This is a genomic window from Defluviimonas salinarum (assembly GCF_026013545.1).
GTDB lineage: Bacteria > Pseudomonadota > Alphaproteobacteria > Rhodobacterales > Rhodobacteraceae > Albidovulum > Albidovulum salinarum.
In genome coordinates, this window is the sequence record NZ_JAPDOG010000004.1 from 220,427 (window position 1) to 235,646 (window position 15,220).

At 66.9% G+C, this 15,220-nt stretch carries 12 protein-coding genes; 4 read left to right on the forward strand and 8 right to left on the reverse strand.

The genetic code is table 11. The features are described from left to right. The first annotated feature begins 19 nt into the window (after positions 1 to 19). Together OM960_RS06640 and OM960_RS06645 are read left to right on the forward strand one after the other, a co-directional pair. Complete coding sequence (locus tag OM960_RS06640) at positions 20 to 715, forward strand: sirohydrochlorin chelatase (RefSeq protein WP_264771430.1); 696 nt, start codon at positions 20 to 22, stop codon at positions 713 to 715. 147 nt (positions 716 to 862) lie between these two features. Next, the gene (locus OM960_RS06645) at positions 863 to 2,509 is read left to right on the forward strand and encodes a Na/Pi cotransporter family protein (RefSeq protein ID WP_264771431.1); all 1,647 of its coding nucleotides are present in this window, start codon (positions 863 to 865) and stop codon (positions 2,507 to 2,509) included. Between the two features lie 2 nt (positions 2,510 to 2,511). On the opposite strand, the gene OM960_RS06650 is transcribed toward OM960_RS06645, so the two are convergent. Further along, positions 2,512 to 3,414 carry a phosphotransferase family protein gene (locus OM960_RS06650; protein ID WP_264771432.1) on the reverse strand — a complete coding sequence of 301 codons (903 nt, stop codon included), beginning with the start codon at positions 3,412 to 3,414 and terminating at the stop codon, positions 2,512 to 2,514. 87 nt (positions 3,415 to 3,501) lie between these two features. Between OM960_RS06650 and OM960_RS06655 the strand changes: the two genes are divergently transcribed. Continuing rightward, positions 3,502 to 4,131: a class I SAM-dependent DNA methyltransferase gene (locus OM960_RS06655; protein ID WP_264771433.1), complete on the forward strand. Its 630-nt coding sequence runs from the start codon at positions 3,502 to 3,504 to the stop codon at positions 4,129 to 4,131. A gap of 50 nt (positions 4,132 to 4,181) precedes the next feature. Here OM960_RS06655 and OM960_RS06660 read toward each other — a convergent pair whose 3' ends face one another. The 5 genes from OM960_RS06660 to OM960_RS06680 form a co-directional block, all read right to left on the reverse strand. After that, complete coding sequence (locus OM960_RS06660) at positions 4,182 to 6,620, reverse strand: GcvT family protein (protein ID WP_264771434.1); 2,439 nt, start codon at positions 6,618 to 6,620, stop codon at positions 4,182 to 4,184. Then, positions 6,617 to 7,504: a phosphotransferase gene (locus OM960_RS06665; RefSeq protein WP_264771435.1), complete on the reverse strand. Its 888-nt coding sequence runs from the start codon at positions 7,502 to 7,504 to the stop codon at positions 6,617 to 6,619. Before OM960_RS06665 ends, OM960_RS06660 begins: the two co-directional genes overlap by 4 nt. Before the next feature lie 78 nt (positions 7,505 to 7,582). Beyond that, on the reverse strand, positions 7,583 to 9,583 hold the full coding sequence (locus OM960_RS06670; RefSeq protein WP_263333155.1) for an ABC transporter permease: 2,001 nt from the start codon (positions 9,581 to 9,583) through the stop codon (positions 7,583 to 7,585). Between the two features lies 1 nt (position 9,584). Further along, positions 9,585 to 10,619, reverse strand: coding sequence for a quaternary amine ABC transporter ATP-binding protein (locus tag OM960_RS06675; RefSeq protein WP_264771436.1), 1,035 nt, complete (start codon positions 10,617 to 10,619; stop codon positions 9,585 to 9,587). A 66-nt stretch (positions 10,620 to 10,685) separates the two neighbouring features. Beyond that, positions 10,686 to 11,651: an ABC transporter substrate-binding protein gene (locus OM960_RS06680; RefSeq protein WP_264771437.1), complete on the reverse strand. Its 966-nt coding sequence runs from the start codon at positions 11,649 to 11,651 to the stop codon at positions 10,686 to 10,688. A 232-nt stretch (positions 11,652 to 11,883) separates the two neighbouring features. On the opposite strand from OM960_RS06680, the gene OM960_RS06685 reads away from it, so the two are divergent. Continuing rightward, positions 11,884 to 12,639, forward strand: a complete 756-nt coding sequence (locus OM960_RS06685) for a DeoR/GlpR family DNA-binding transcription regulator (RefSeq protein WP_264771438.1) — start codon at positions 11,884 to 11,886, stop codon at positions 12,637 to 12,639. Between the two features lie 132 nt (positions 12,640 to 12,771). On the opposite strand, the gene OM960_RS06690 is transcribed toward OM960_RS06685, so the two are convergent. Both OM960_RS06690 and OM960_RS06695 read right to left on the reverse strand, forming a co-directional pair. Further along, positions 12,772 to 13,353, reverse strand: a complete 582-nt coding sequence (locus OM960_RS06690; protein WP_264771439.1) for a hypothetical protein — start codon at positions 13,351 to 13,353, stop codon at positions 12,772 to 12,774. 477 nt (positions 13,354 to 13,830) lie between these two features. Then, entirely contained in the window at positions 13,831 to 15,219 is a 1,389-nt protein-coding gene (locus OM960_RS06695) for a TRAP transporter large permease (protein ID WP_263333159.1), read from the reverse strand. Position 15,220 lies beyond the last annotated feature (1 nt).

Below are 15,220 nucleotides of genomic sequence, written 5' to 3' on the forward strand. Positions count from 1 at the left end.
TTCCGTTAGGCTCCGCCCCATGTCTCGCTCCGCGCTCATCGTCGCCCACGGCCAGCCCTCGGACCCCAACCCCGCCGAGGCCGACCTCGCCGCCGTTGCGAAGGCCGTGGCTCGCGAACTGCCCGGATGGAGGATCGGTTCGGCCACGCTCGCCGCGCCGGATGCCCTGAAGAACGCCCTGCAAGAACTCGACAAACCTGTCATATTTCCGTTCTTCATGGCCGACGGCTGGTTCATCCGCAGCCTGCTGCCGCGCCGCTTAGCCGAGGCTGGCGCGGAGGGCCTGCAGATCCTTCCCCCCTTCGGGCTCCGGCGCGAAACCACCGATCTCGCGATCCGCATCGTCCGCGACACCTGTGCCGTAGCTGGCTGGCCCGAGACCGACACGACGCTGATCCTGGCCGCGCACGGATCGGGCCGCAGCCGCGCTCCCGCCGAGGCCGCCCGCGCGATCGAGGCCGCCATCGCTGGCGCCCTGACGCTCGCCGGCATCCGCACCGGCTTCATCGAGGAGCCGCCGGGCCTCGCCGAAGCCGCGCTTGGGGCCGGCCCACGGTCGCTCTGCCTGCCGCTCTTCGTCGCGCGATGGGGCCATGTCGTGACCGACATCCCCGCGGAACTGGCGGAAGCCGGCTACACCGGCCGGCTCCTCGATCCGATCGGAACCCATCCCGACGTGCCGGCACTGATCGCCGGCGCCCTGAGGGCGGCATGAACCACACAGCCGTCGATCTCCCCTGCCGTTCGGACACGGAAGGCCATTGTGCCCGCGCCCGTTTTGTGAAGGTTTTGTGACAGTTTTGTAACGGCCGCGACTCGCAGCCACGCCTCGGAGGACCGCCGCTTGCCCGAAACCTCGCCGATGCTGTTCGTCCTGCATGTCGCGGGCGCCGCCGCGCTTCTGATCTGGGCCGTCCGCCTCGTGCGCACCGGCGTCGAGCGCGGCTGGTCGGTCCAACTCCGGCGACTGCTGCGGCGCGGCTCGGAGAGCCGCTGGCTCGCCGCACTCTCCGGCACCGGGGCGGCGGTGGTGCTGCAAAGCTCGACCGCCGTCGCCATCCTCACCTCGAACTTCGTCGCCGCAGGCACGCTCGCGGCCGGGGCGGGTCTCGCGATCCTGCTCGGCGCCGATCTCGGCTCGGCGATCGTGGCGCAGATCCTGCTCACGCGCGCTGACTGGCTGGTGCCGGTCCTGCTCGTGGCCGGCGTGGGCATGTTCCTGAAGTCGTCGAGCCGCGATTTCCGCATGGCCGGGCGGGTGCTGATCGGCCTCGCCCTCATCTTCGTCTCGCTGACGATGATCCGCGACGCGACCGAGCCCCTGCGCGACAGCCCGGCGCTTGCGAGCGCGATGCGCTATCTCGGCGGCGATCCGGTCACCGCCTTCGCGATCGGCGCGCTCTTCGCCTGGGCGGTGCATTCCTCGGTCGCCGCGGTGCTCCTCTTCGTCACGCTGTCGGCGCAGGGCATCCTGCCGGTCACGGCCGGCGTCGCGATGGTGCTCGGCGCCAATCTCGGCGGCGCGGTCATCGCCTATGTGCTCACCCTCGGTTCCGAGATCGCGGCCCGGCGGGTCATCGTCGCCAATCTCGCGCTGCGCGGCGGCGGCGCGGCGGCCGCACTGATGGCGCTCTCGTCGCTCGCGCCCCCGCTCGACCTGCTCGGTGCGACGCCCGCGCGCCAGGTCATCAACCTGCACCTCGCCTTCAACCTCGTGCTGGCGCTTGTGGCGCTGCCGCTCACCGGACCGGTTCTCGCGCTTGTCGGGCGCTGGATCACGCCACCGCCGGAAGCGGCGGGCCTTGCGCGGATCAGCGCGCTCGATCCCGCCGCGCTCCCGCAACCGGACCGCGCGCTCGCCTGCGCGGCACGCGAGGTTCTGCAGATGGGCGAAGGCGTGGAGGCGATGCTCCGCACCGTCGCCGGCCTTTACGAGACTTGGGACGACAGCACCGCCGCCGCAATCGAGGCCAAGGAATCCGAAGTCGACAAGATCCACATCGCGACAAAGCTTTACCTCGCGAAGCTGCAGCGGTCGACCGACGACGAGGATGTCAGCCGGCGCGGACTCGAACTGGCCGACATGGCAGTCAATCTGGAAAGCGCGGGCAATGTCATCGCCGACACGATGCTCGGCCTCGCCCGTCGCCTCGACCAGGGCGGGGCGAGCTTTTCCGACACCGGCTGGCAGGAGATCAAGGATTTCCACGACCGCGTGCTCGCCAATGCTCAGGCCGGACTCAACGTGCTGATGACGCTCAACCCCGATGCCGCGCGCGCGCTGGTCGAGGAAAAGGACCATGTCCGCGACATGGAGCAGCGTCTGCAGCGCTCGCATCTCGACCGGCTGAAGCAGGGCCTGACCGAGAGCATCGAGACCTCGAACATCCACCAGGAGACGCTCCGGGCGTTGAAACAGGTCAACTCCGCCTTCACCATGATCGCCTATCCGATCCTGTCGGAGACCGGCGATCTTCTGGCGAGCCGCCTGACCCGCCAAAGCGGCTGAAGTCAGGCCGCCACCGCCTTGAGATGGCGGGAGAAGTCTGGATCGGCCATCAGCGCCTTGCAGCGTGCGAAGCGGCCGTCGGCATAGGCACGGAAATCCTCGGCCGGGTTGCCGGCGGCAAGCTGGATGAGGCCCCAGAGCGTCCAGAGAAGGTCGCACATCGCCTTGTAGATCACCATTCGCCCCCGGTCGCGCGGCACGGGTTCGCCGCCGAAATAGGCCCGCAGCATCTCCTCGTCCTGACCGGCCCCGAACCCGCCCTCGACCGAAAGATCGCCGAGATCCCACATCGGATCGTTCATGCCGGAATATTCCCAGTCGACGATCCACATCCTGTCCCCGGTATCGAGGAAGTTCTCGCACAGCGGATCGCAGTGGCAGGGCGCGAGCGGCAGCGGCCTCGCGGCCAGCGCCTCGCGCACCGCGCCCGCCTCGGCGACGACGTCGTGATAGCCCTCCGGCAGGGCCACGTCCTTGGTCGCCAGCACGCCGAGGTAATCGTCGATCATCTGAAAGAGCTCGAAACGGAAGGGAAAGACGGCGCCCGAGCCATGCAGCTTCGCGAAGGCCGCGCCCGCGCGCGCCGCCGCGCCGGGACGGGCGCTGAACGCCTCGGGGCTCATCGTCACCGTGCCCGCGATGAACTCGGTCACCATGATCCCGGTGGCGGGATCGGCATGGATCACTGCCGGGCTCACCCCCGCCCGCGCCGCCTCGCGCGCCGCGACCGCCTCGTTCGCTCGGTCGATATATTCCTCGGTCCCCGCCCCCGGCAGCCGCAGGCAATGGCTTCCCACCCGGTAGACCCGGTTCGTCAGCCCGCCGAGCCGCTCGACCGGCCCACCGTCGCGGGCAAGCGCCGGGATCGCCGCGATCGCCGCCCTTAGCTCGTCATCCTCACGCATCGGCCCTCACTTCCCTTTCCCGCACAAAGGATTTCACATTCCCCACCCCGCGGCTATCATCCGCCCGACCTTCAGGGGAACCGATCCATGGGCGAGAGCAAGCATCAGGGCCATCTCGGCGCGGTCTACGGCGCGGCGAGCGCCGATGAGGTCGCGCGGCTCTACGACGGCTGGGCGGAGAGCTACGAGGCCGAGATGGCCGCCGCCGGCTATCGGCACCCGACGATCTGTCTCGCGCTTCTCGCCCGCCACCTGCCGCGCGGCGCCGCCCCCCTGCTCGATGCCGGCGCCGGCACCGGGCTCCTCGGCGACTGGCTCGGGATCCTCGGCTATCCCGAGGTCGAGGCGCTCGACCTTTCCGAAGGCATGCTCGCCATCGCCGCGCGCAAGGGCGTCTATACTAGGCTTCACCGCCTCGCCCTCGGCCGGACCCTGCCCTTCGCCGACGGCGCGTTCGCGGCCGTGGTCTCGGCCGGCGTCTTCACCTCGGGCCATGTCGGCGCCGAAGGCCTCGACGAACTGGTCCGCATCTGCCGACCCGGGGGCGTGATCGTGCTGACCGTCAAGACGACGCTCTGGCAGCCGGGCTTTGCGCAACGCATCGCCGAACTGGCCCCCGCCGTCACCCTCGCCGAGGAAACCGCGCCCTATGTCTCGATGCCGGGCGAGGCCGGCACGGTCCCGAGCCTCGCCATCGTCCTGCGCCGCGAACCCTGACCCCTTCATCTTGCCGAAAATATCCCCGCCGGAGGCAAGCAACACCCGCCTCATGCGCGCACTCTGAGATTGCCTGGATCATAGAACGGCGCGAGCCCGATCTCTGCCGCAAAGACCTCGTTCGCGACGACCAGCTCGTAGCGACCCGACATCAGGAAATCGTCGGTCACGCCCCCGGTATGGCGCACGTAGCCGTAGCCGACGCTCTTTCCGACCGTGTAGCCATGGCCCCCCGAGGTCAGATAGCCCACCGCCTCACCATCCCGGAGGATCGTCTCGCGCCCCACGAGCACCGCCGCCGGATCGTCGATCGTGAACCCCGCGAGCCGCTTCGCCGGCACCTGCCCCGCCAGCGCCTCCAGCGCCGCCCGGCCGATGAAATCGGTGTTCCGGTTCAGCTTCACCGCCCAGCCGAGCCCCGCCTCGAAGGGCGTGTCGGCCGGCGTGATATCGGCCGACCAGGCGCGGTATCCCTTTTCAAGCCGCAGGCTCTCGATCGCGCGGTAGCCCACCGGGCGAACCCCCTCGCCGGCACCCGCCGCCATCAGCGCATCGAAAATCGCGCCGGTCGCGTCGAGCGGCACATGCAGCTCCCAGCCAAGTTCGCCCACATAGGTGATGCGGAGCGCGCGGACCCTGGCCCCGGCCACCTCGATCTCTCGCACATGGCCGAACGGGAAACCCTCGTTCGACACATCCGCATCGGTGACCCGCGCCAGCACGTCACGCGCCTTCGGCCCCATCAGCGACAGCACCCCCCAGTCCTCGGTCACGTCGCGGATCGCGACATCGCCCTCCGGCAGATGCTCGGCGATCCAGGCGAGGTCATGGGCCCTGAACCCGGTTCCGGTGACGATGTAGAACCGGTCCTCGGCAAGCCGTGCGACGGTGAGGTCGGCCTCGATCCCGCCGCGCGAGTTCAGAAGCTGCGTATAGGTCAGCCGCCCCGGCGCCTTCGCCACGTCGCCCGCGCAGACATGATTCAGCGCCCGCGCCGCGTCCGGGCCCGTCACCTCGTATTTCGCGAAGGAGGACTGGTCGAAGATTCCCACCGCCTCGCGCACATGGCGATGCTCGGCGCCGACATGGTGGAACCAGTTCTGCCGCCCCATCGCATAGAGATCGCGCGGCTCCACCCCCTCAGGTGCGAACCAGTTCGGCCGCTCCCATCCGAGCTTCGAGCCGAAGACCGCCCCGTGCCGCTTCAGCCGCTCATAAAGCGGCGAGACGATACGCGGCCGGCCCGAGGTATATTCCTCGTGCGGATAGGCGATGGTGTAGTGCTTGCCATACGCCTCGCATGTCCGTGCCGAGACCCAGTCGCGGTCCCGGTGCAGCCCGGAGAAGCGGCGGATATCGACCGACCAGAGATCCAGGGGCGCCTCGCCCCGGATCACCCAGTCGGCGAGCACCCAGCCGGCACCGCCGCCCGAGGCGATGCCGAAGGCGTTGAAGCCCGCGCCGACGAACATGTTGGCGCATTCCGCCGCGCGCCCGAGAATAAAATTTCCATCCGGCGTAAAGCTTTCCGGCCCGTTGATCATCTGCTTGACGCCGACCTCGGACAGCGCCGGAACCCGTGCGATCGCCTGCACCAGATGTTGCTCGAAATGGTCGTAGTCATCCTCGAAGAGGTGGAACTGCCAGTCGTTCGGGATGTCGCCCGTGGACAGGGGCTGCGGGTTCGGCTCGTAGCCCCCCATGACCAGCCCGCCGACCTCCTCCTTGAAGTAGGTTCGCCGGTCGGGGTCGCGCAGGGTCGGCGCGTCGCCAGCAAGCCCCGGCACCTTCCCGGTGACGATGTACTGGTGGCGCACCGCCTGCAGCGGCACGTTGATCCCGGCCATCGCACCGACCTGCCGCGCCCATTGCCCGGCGCAGTTGACCCCCGTCTCGCAAGCAATTGCGCCCTGGTCGGTCTCGACATGGGTGATCCGGTCGCCCGCCATCCGGAATCCCGTGACCCGCACCCCCTCGAAGATCCTCGCACCATGCATCCGCGCGCCCTTCGCGAGCGACTGGGTGATGTCGGAGGGCGAGGCCTGCCCGTCGGTCGGCAGCCAGCTTGCGCCCACGAGGTCTGAGACCTCCATCAGCGGCCACATCCGCTTCACCTCATCGGCGGGAATCAGATGCATCTCCATCCCGAAGGACCGCGCCGTGGTGGCGAGCCGCTTGTACTCGGTCCAGCGGTCCGCGTTGGTGGCAAGGCGCAGGCAGCCCGTCATCTTCCAGCCGGTCTCGAGCCCGGTCTCGGCCGCGAGCCCCTTGTAAAGCTCGACCGAGTACTTCAGCACCCGGGTGATCGCCGCCGAGGAGCGGAGCTGGCCAACCAGCCCCGCCGCATGCCAGGTGGAACCGGAAGTCAGCCGCCCCTGCTCCAGAAGCACGACCTCGGCGCGGTGATCGCGGGCGAGGTGATAGGCGGTCGAACAACCGATGATGCCGCCGCCGATGACGACGATCCGGGCGTGAGAGGGAAGTGTCATAGCGGCACCTTTCCGTGGCGGCCCTGATAGCGGTCGAGCGCGGCGTCGAGCCGGCCGAGATAGTCGCGCGCGTGGGCGTCGTAATCGGCCCCCGGTACGGCAAGGAAGATCTCCGACACCATCGCCCACATCGCCTCGCGCGCGAGCGAGGCGCATTGCATCGCGTCGAAAGCGCGGACCATCGCGGCCTCCGGCACCGCGCCGAAATAGGCACCCAGCAACGCCTCCGCCGCCTCGGCACCCATCCCGGCATTGGAGGCGGCCCCGGCAAGGTCGAACATCGCCGTGCCGAAGCCCGCATACTCGTAGTCGATGAGCCAGAGCCGCCCGTCCGCATCCTCGAGGAAATTCGCCGGCAGGAGATCGTGATGGCCGTAGACGATCGGCAGGGGCAACTGCGCCGCCTCCATCGCCGCCGCGACGCCGGTCAGACGCGGCAAGTCCAGCGCGAAGCGGCTCTTCCGCTCGGCGAGCACCCGCGCATAGTCGCGGATCACGTGGAACACCCAGAACATCGCTGCCGGGCCAGAGACTTCGAGCGGCATCTTCGCGTGGAACGCGCGCAGATACCGCCCCACCCGTTCCGGATCGGCGGCAACCTCCGCCTCGCCCCAGGTCCGCGCGTCGACGAAGGCCGAGACCATCACGCCGGGCCCTGCGAATTCCACCTCCGGCGCGAAGCCCGCCCGGTACGCCGCCCGCGTCGCCATCACCTCGTTGGCACGGCTCACGTGGTGGAAGGGGAAATCCTCGCCGAACCGCACGACATGGGAACCGGCCGCGTCCACCACCTTCCAGCTCTCGTTCGACAGCCCCCCGACCAGCGGCTCGGCAACGATCTCGCCCCGCCAGCAGGGCAGCGCCCGGATGCGATCAAGTGCCACCGCCCGCCCCTTCTTCATTGCCCCAAATACCCCCGCCGGAGGCTCCCGCGCCCGCCACACGCGCGCCGCCCGAAAACCTCATGCCGCCCCCTCCCCGAGCCCGAGCCGTGTCCGGGCCGCGCGTGCTCCGGCATGGATCAGCCGGTCCGTTATGATGGCGATGAAGGCGACCGCGAGCCCGGCGACGAGCCCCCGCCCCGGATCGGCCTTGGTGAGCGCGATATAGACCTCTTGACCAAGGTCGCGGGTACCGACAAGCGCGGTGATCACCAGCATCGACAGCGCGAACATCACGGTCTGGTTCAGCCCCAGAAGGATCTCCGGCGCCGCGAGCTTCAGCTTGATACGCCAGAGGATCTGGCGCGGCGTGCAGCCCATTGCGCGCCCGGCCTCGAGAAGCCGCGGATCGACGCCCTGGAGCCCGAGCACCGTGTAGCGGATCGCCGGCGCCACCGAGTAGGCCACGACCGCGATCATCGCGGTGAAGTCGCCCACGCGGAAGAGCATCACTGCCGGCATCAGATAGACGAAGGAAGGCAGCGTCTGCAGCGTGTCGATCACCGCCCGCACCACGGTCCAGAGCCGCTCGCGCTCGGCCGCGAGGATGCCGATGGGCACCCCGATCAGCATCGCGAACATCACCGAGATGCCGCAGAGATAGACGGTAATCATCGCCTTCTCCCACTGCCCCGTCGCGGCGATGAGACCGGCCAGGACCGCGACCAGCGCCGCAAGCCGCCAGCCGCCGAGCCGCCAGCCGGCATAGCCAAGAAGCCCCGCGACGCCGAGCCAGGGCAGGCCGAGCAGGAACCGCTTGAACGGCACCAGCAGGTTCAGCAGAATCGCATTCTTCACCGCCTCGATCGCGTCGAAGAAGTTGACGTTGATCCAGGCCACGACATCGGACCAGAAGCGCCCGGTGGAAAGCTCCGCCGCTTTCGGGTAGCTCTGCACCGCCGGCAGGACGAGCCCTACAAGCCCCGCGATCAGGATCGTCGCCAGCGCGCTTGCCAGATAGGGATGCCGCTCGACGATATTCCCCGTTGGGATTGCGCCCGCCTTGCTGACCGCGAAGGCCTGGCTCAGCCGGTCGAGCGCCACGGCGAGTGCCACGATGGCGAGCCCGGCCTCGAGCCCGGCGCCGAAATCGAGCCGCCGCAACGCTGCCAGCACGTCGAAGCCAAGCCCGCCCGCACCGATCATCGAGGCGATGATGACCATGTTCAAAGACAGCATGATCACCTGGTTCACGCCCACCATCAGCGCCGGCATCGAGGCCGGCACCATCACCCGCCAGAGCATCTGGCGCCGCGAGCAGCCGACCATGCGGCCGAGATCGGTCAGCTCCCCCGGCACCCGCGCGAGCGCCAGATGCGTGATCCTCGTCATCGGCGGCATCGCATAGATCAGCGTCGCCACCACCGCCGCCGTCGGACCGAAGCCGAAGAGAAAGAGGATCGGCACCAGATAGGCGAAGACCGGGATCGTCTGCATCAGGTCGAGGACGGGACGGATCGCCCGCTCGAAGGCCGGGCTCCGCCAGGCGAGGATGCCGAGCGCGCCACCTCCGAGGACGCCGAGCGGTACCGCGACGAGGATCGAGGCAAGCGTCACCATCGCACTTTGCCACTGCCCGAAGACCGCGATGAAGCCGAGGCAGGCGGCGGCCAGCGCCGCAAGCCGCCAGCCGCCCGCGCGAAGCCCGATCAGCGCGAAGACGACGATCACCGCGACCCACGAGAGGGGCGGCGTGATCTGAACCGCCGCCGAGCCCTCGCCCTTGAGGAACCCGGTCGAGAGAAGACTGAGCGCAATCCGGTAGGGAAAGTCGATCACGGCGGCGATGAAGCGGGTGAACTCGGCGAAGGTGAAGAGCCCGAATGTCGCCTCGTTCAGGAGCCATTTGGTGAAGCCGGTGATCCATCGCGCCGCCGGGACGGTCCAGCCGCGCGGATAGTCGAACGCCCACGGCACGAGCCCCGCCCCGAACTTCCACAAGAGAAGGAACGCCAGAAGCGCCACCGCCCAGCCGGACCAACGCGGCAGGACGGGACGGGCAGGCAGGGCGGCCGTCTCCATCTCAGCCCCCGAGCATAAGGTCGAGGATGTCGGCCCGGTGCAGATGGCCGAGCGTCGCGCCCTGCCCGTCCGTGACCCGGAGCCGCTCGGTCCCGTTGAGGAACAGCGGCGCCGCCTCGGCCACGGTCAGGGTCCCCGCCACCTCGGCGGTCGGCTCCTCGCCCTCGGCCGCGCGCATCGCGCTTGCCACCCGGACCACCTTCGCCTTCGGCACCGCGCCCGAGAACGCGCGCACATAATCGTCGGCCGGCGACAGCACGATCTCCTCCGGCGTGCCCTCCTGCACGATCGCCCCGTCCTTCATGATCGCGATCCGGTCCGCGAGCCGGATCGCCTCGTCGAAATCGTGGGTGATGAAGACGATGGTCTTCTGCAGCACCGATTGCAGGCGGATGAACTCGTCCTGCATCTCGCGCCGGATCAGGGGATCGAGGGCCGAGAACGGCTCGTCGAGGAACCACAGTTCCGGCTCCACGGCGAGCGAGCGGGCGATGCCTACGCGCTGCTGCTGGCCACCCGACAACTGGCGCGGAAAGGCGCCCTCGCGCCCGCCGAGACCGACGAGCTCGATCATCTGCCGCGCCCGCGCCTCGCGCTCGGCGCGGGGCGCGCCCTGCACGTCGAGCGGAAAGGCCACGTTGTCGAGCACCGTGAGATGCGGCAGCAGCGCGAAATGCTGGAACACCATGCCCATCTTGTGACGCCGGATCATCGTCATCTCGGCCTCGCTCGCGGCGAGAAGGTTCTGCCCATTGAACAGCACCTCCCCCGAGGTCGGCTCGACGAGCCGCGACATGAGCCGCACGAGCGTCGACTTGCCCGACCCCGACAGCCCCATGATGACGAAGATCTCGCCCGCCTCGACCGAGAGCGAGACGTCGCGCACCGCCGGCACGACGCCCGCCGCGATCAACCGCTCCGGCGCGGGATCGGGGCCGAGCGCGGCAAGCACCTCGGCCCCGCGCGCGCCGAAGAGCTTCCACAGATGGCGGCAGACAAGTTTGGCGTCGCGGGTCTCGGGCGTCTTCTCGGTCATGTCCAGTCCGCTCGAAGGATGGCCCCGCCCGCGCCGCAGTCTGGCGCGGGCGGAGAAATCTGACACCTATTGGCCGATCCAGCCTTTCCAGCGCCCCTCGTTCGCCGCCATCCAGCCGGCCACGACCTCCGAGACGGACTTTCCGTTGAGGTCGACATCGGTGATCATCGCGCCCATCTCGTCGTTCTCGATGGTGAAGGCCTGGATCGCCGCGTAGGCGCCCGGCCACTTGTCCTTCACGCCGGCCCAGCCGACCTTCCAGATCTCGCCGAAGGGCTTGCCGCAATCATAGGCCATGTCGGGGTTCGAGCCCCAGGCCGGGTCGTTGTAGCATTCGGCCGTGTATTCCGGGAACTCGACCCATTCGCCCTCGTATTTCGCCGGGGCCCAGTGCGGCGCGTAGATCCAGAGCATGATCGGCGCCTGGCGCTGATAGGCACTTTCCAGTTCGGCGAAGAGCGCGGCATCGGTGCCGGCATGGATCACCTCGAAGGGCAGGCCGAGGGCCTCGACGCGCTCGTCATCGAACCCGCCCCAGGTCACCGGCCCGCCGAGATAGCGGCCCTTCGGTGCGGTCTCGGCGGTTGAGAAGGCCTCGGCGCAGGCGGTGTCCAGAAGCGCCTCCCAGTTCGGCAGGCCGGGGCATTTCTCCTTCATGTAGGTGGGATACCACCACTCCTCCTTGGCCTTCATGCCGGTGGGGCCGATATTCTCGACCTTGCCGGTCGCCGTCGCGGCATCCATCGCGTCGCGGCCCGTCGTCTCCCACATCTCCATCGCGACATGCAGATCGCCGGTCTCGAGCCCCGCGAACTGCGCGAGATAATCGGCCTGGACATATTCGACGTTGTAGCCGGCTTGTTTCAGGATCTCTCCCATCAGCTCGGTGGTGATGAGCTGGCCCGTCCAGTCATGCAGCGTCAGCTTGATCGGATCGGTCGATTCCTGCGCCATCGCCAGAGTCGCCAGTGCCGAGGCGGCCACTCCGCCGATCAGGCCGCGGACCAGAGCATTCGATCGTGTCTTGAACATCGTGAACTCCCTGTTCTGCCGGCCGTGCCGGAGGCCGGCCGGTCTCATGGAACGGTCGTTCGCGGGCGCCGTCGCAGCCGCCTGCCCCGTCCCCTTTCCCAAGTAGGCGGCGGATTGGCGATTCGATCAATCCGCTTTGTGGTTTTTTGTGTTTTTGACGCCCGCATCATGCCCGTTTCTTGCGCGCTTCCCCGGCCTCGCCTAGACTCTCGGCAGAACCGGAGCGCCGAAGATGCTGTCCAAACGCCATGCCGACATCCTGAAGATCCTCGAACACGAGGGCTCGGTGACGATCGCCGCCCTTGCCCGCCAGCTCGGCGTCTCGCTCGAAACCGTGCGGCGCGACGTGAAGCCCCTGACCGAGACCGGCGCGCTGGTGCGCGTCCACGGCGCGGTCGGGCTCGCCGGGCAGCTCGGCGAGGCGCCGTTCCAGAAGCGGATGCGCGAGAATGCCGAGGCCAAGAAGGCGATCGCCCGCACGCTCGCGGCGACGATCCGCGACGGGGAATCGGTGATGTTCGATACCGGCACAACGACAAGCTACCTCGCGCGCGAACTGACCGGCCACCGGCGGCTGACGGTGGTGACCAACTCCTCCGACATCGCCCGCACGCTCGCCACCGTGAACGGCAACCGGGTCTACATGGCGGGCGGAGAGCTGCGCTCCGATTCCGGGGCGGCCTTCGGCAAGTCGGCGCTCGACTTCATCGCCAGTTTCACCGTGCACCACGCGGTGATCTCGGCCGGCGCGGTCGATGCCTCGGGCGTGATGGACTACGCGCTCGAGGAGGCGGAGTTCGCCCGGCTCGTGCTCTCGCGCGGAGAGCGTCGGGTCGTCGTGACCGACCACACGAAGTTCGGCCGCCGCGGCCTCATCTCGGTCGCGGGCTTCGCCGATATCGGCGAGATCGTCACCGACCGCGCACCGTCCTCCGAGATCTCGTCCGCTCTGGAAGCGGCGGGCGCCACGCTGACCCTGGCACGCTAATCTCCATGCTTCGGCAACGGGGCCGCCGCAGCCCTCATCCTACGAGTTCGGTTCAAATCTCAGCCACCCAGCCGGCAAATCGACTTCCATCTACTTTTATCCTCGCCGTGCATGGTCAGAAACCCTGATCAGTCAGATTTCGGATTCGGTCGTTCTAATTCTGCCAATCTCGCCATGAAAGCTCCATCCAGTGCCGCCATCAGGAGCGAGATCATTGTTGCTGCAGTCATGCAAGATGCAAAAAACAGTATCAGCCATGCCGGTTTTTTTTGCGAATAGCAGAAGCGAATACGTATCAATACCAACATAGCAGGTGCAGATTATAGTCATAAACACGCCGCTCAGATAGAGTCGCCAGTCTTCCACCGCCACTCGGCCGGCGCGGACTAATAGATTAATGAGGCGTCGGACAGAAAGAAACACAATAAGCGCCACGCACAGAATGAGCTGGATCCTCAGCGTGATAATAAGAGACAGGAATGCCTCTGATTTTCCGTAGAAACCAGATAACTGAAAGTGATCGCACAATTCGAACTCACAAGCCCACGCGTTTACAATAGTTTCCACTGGCAAGACAGGAATGCCGACAAAATGAATCAGATAGTTTATGGGCGCGCCAATCAGGAGCCACAAATAGACTCGGCGGTACTTCGGAAAATTGGAGGCCATTTCCGCGCCTGGTTTTGTTTCTAAATCTATGATTTTAAACTCCATGCGACGGATGAGATTTCATTCCGCTCCAAAAAATCCGCGTGACGTCGCTCGCCCTTATCAACTTGCAACTAGCTCCCCAATCGCATCAAAAACTCCGAATAATGCAGTGCATCTTTCTTATTGCTTTTCGCGGCGGATCACAAAGAAAAGTTCAAACTGCCTTTGTCAAGAAAGCACGAGTCGCGCGAACCGAAAGATTCGGCACGCAAAACTCCAACACCCCCATCGGTTGATTAGCACCGTCCTATGCATCCCCGATGGGTGTGTCAAGTGGAGGTTGGTCGTGTGATCGCCCGGTGGCATTGACGATGTGGCCGCCCCCCGACGGCATCGGTGTTCCAAGATGGGTGGGTCACATCATCAGTGCCGATAGCTGTGCGACTTTGGGTTCAAACCCACTAACACGATTTGCGGACACCCCAATGGCAAAGCCCGGCGCCGAGGCGCCGGGCTCTTTCTTGTCTGCGGTCTTCCGCTCTACTTGATGACCGTCTCCGGCCCCATGACCTGCGTCGGCAGCCAGGTCGAGAGCACGGGAACATAGGTCACGATGATCAGGAAGACGAAGAGCACCGCGAGGAAGGGCAGCGCCGCCTTCACCACCCGCATCATCGACATGCCGGCGACGCCCGAGGTGACGAAGAGGTTCAGACCGACCGGCGGCGTGATCATCCCGATTTCCATGTTCACCACCATGATGATGCCAAGATGGATCGGGTCGACGCCGAGCGAGATCGCGATCGGGAACACCAAGGGCGCGACGATCAGGATCAGGCCCGACGGCTCCATGAACTGGCCGCCGATCAGCAGGATCACGTTGACGATCACGAGGAACATGATCTTGCCGAAGCCGGCGTCGAGCATCGCGGTCGCGACCTGCTGCGGGATCTGCTCGTCGGTCAGCACATGCTTCAGGATCAGCGCGTTGGCGATGATGAACATGAGCGTCACGGTGAGCTTGCCGGCCTCGAAGAGCGTCGCCTTGGTGTCGCGGTGGAAGAAGGCGGTGACCAGCGAGATCGGCTTCTGGATCAGGCTCAGATTGCCGCCTTCGCGGGCCAGCGGCCCCATGTCGCGGTAGATGAAGGTCGCCACGATGAAGGCCCAGATCGAGGCCACGGCGGCGGCTTCCGTCGGCGTGAAGATCGCCGAGGTGATCCCGGGGATGCCGTAGAGACCGACCATGATGATCACGATCAGCATCAGGCCCCAGAACGCCTCGCCGAAGCTGTCGAAGACCTCGCCCCAGCCCTTCCACTCGCCCTTGGGCATCTTCTTCCAGATCGCCCAGATCAGGATCGTGACCATCAGCATGCCACCGGCGAGAAGCCCCGGAAACACGCCCGCAAGGAACATCCGGCCGACCGAGACGTCGGTCGCGGAGGCATAGACGACCATGACGATCGACGGCGGGATCAGGATGCCGAGCGTACCGGCGTTACAGATCACGCCCGCCGCGAAGTCCTTGGAATAGCCCACCTGGCGCATCGCCGCGATGACGATGGAGCCGATGGCAACCACGGTCGCGGGCGAAGAGCCCGAAAGTGCCGCGAAGAGCATGCAGGCGAAGACACCGGCGATCGCGAGGCCGCCCGGAAGATGGCCGACGCAGGCGATCGAGAAGCGGATGATCCGCTTGGCCACGCCGCCCGTCGACATGAACGAGGAGGCAAGGATGAAGAACGGGATCGCCAAGAGCGTCGAATGCCCCTCCATCGCGTTGTAGAGCGTCTGCGCGATCGAGGCGAGCGAGGTGTCGGAGAACCACAAGAGGAACAGCGTGGACGACAGGCCGAGCGAGATCGCGATCGGCACGCCGACCAGCATGAACCCGATGACCATGAAGAATAGCAGGACGACTTCCATG

Coding starts and splice junctions, on each gene's coding strand:
- OM960_RS06640 (WP_264771430.1), top strand. CDS start 20: ATGTCTCGCTCCGCGCTCATCGTCGCCCACGGCCAGCCCTCGGACCCC.
- OM960_RS06645 (WP_264771431.1), top strand. CDS start 863: ATGCTGTTCGTCCTGCATGTCGCGGGCGCCGCCGCGCTTCTGATCTGG.
- OM960_RS06650 (WP_264771432.1), bottom strand. CDS start 3,414: ATGCGTGAGGATGACGAGCTAAGGGCGGCGATCGCGGCGATCCCGGCG.
- OM960_RS06655 (WP_264771433.1), top strand. CDS start 3,502: ATGGGCGAGAGCAAGCATCAGGGCCATCTCGGCGCGGTCTACGGCGCG.
- OM960_RS06660 (WP_264771434.1), bottom strand. CDS start 6,620: ATGACACTTCCCTCTCACGCCCGGATCGTCGTCATCGGCGGCGGCATC.
- OM960_RS06670 (WP_263333155.1), bottom strand. CDS start 9,583: ATGGAGACGGCCGCCCTGCCTGCCCGTCCCGTCCTGCCGCGTTGGTCC.
- OM960_RS06675 (WP_264771436.1), bottom strand. CDS start 10,619: ATGACCGAGAAGACGCCCGAGACCCGCGACGCCAAACTTGTCTGCCGC.
- OM960_RS06680 (WP_264771437.1), bottom strand. CDS start 11,651: ATGTTCAAGACACGATCGAATGCTCTGGTCCGCGGCCTGATCGGCGGA.
- OM960_RS06685 (WP_264771438.1), top strand. CDS start 11,884: ATGCTGTCCAAACGCCATGCCGACATCCTGAAGATCCTCGAACACGAG.
- OM960_RS06690 (WP_264771439.1), bottom strand. CDS start 13,353: ATGGAGTTTAAAATCATAGATTTAGAAACAAAACCAGGCGCGGAAATG.
- OM960_RS06695 (WP_263333159.1), bottom strand. CDS start 15,219: ATGGAAGTCGTCCTGCTATTCTTCATGGTCATCGGGTTCATGCTGGTC.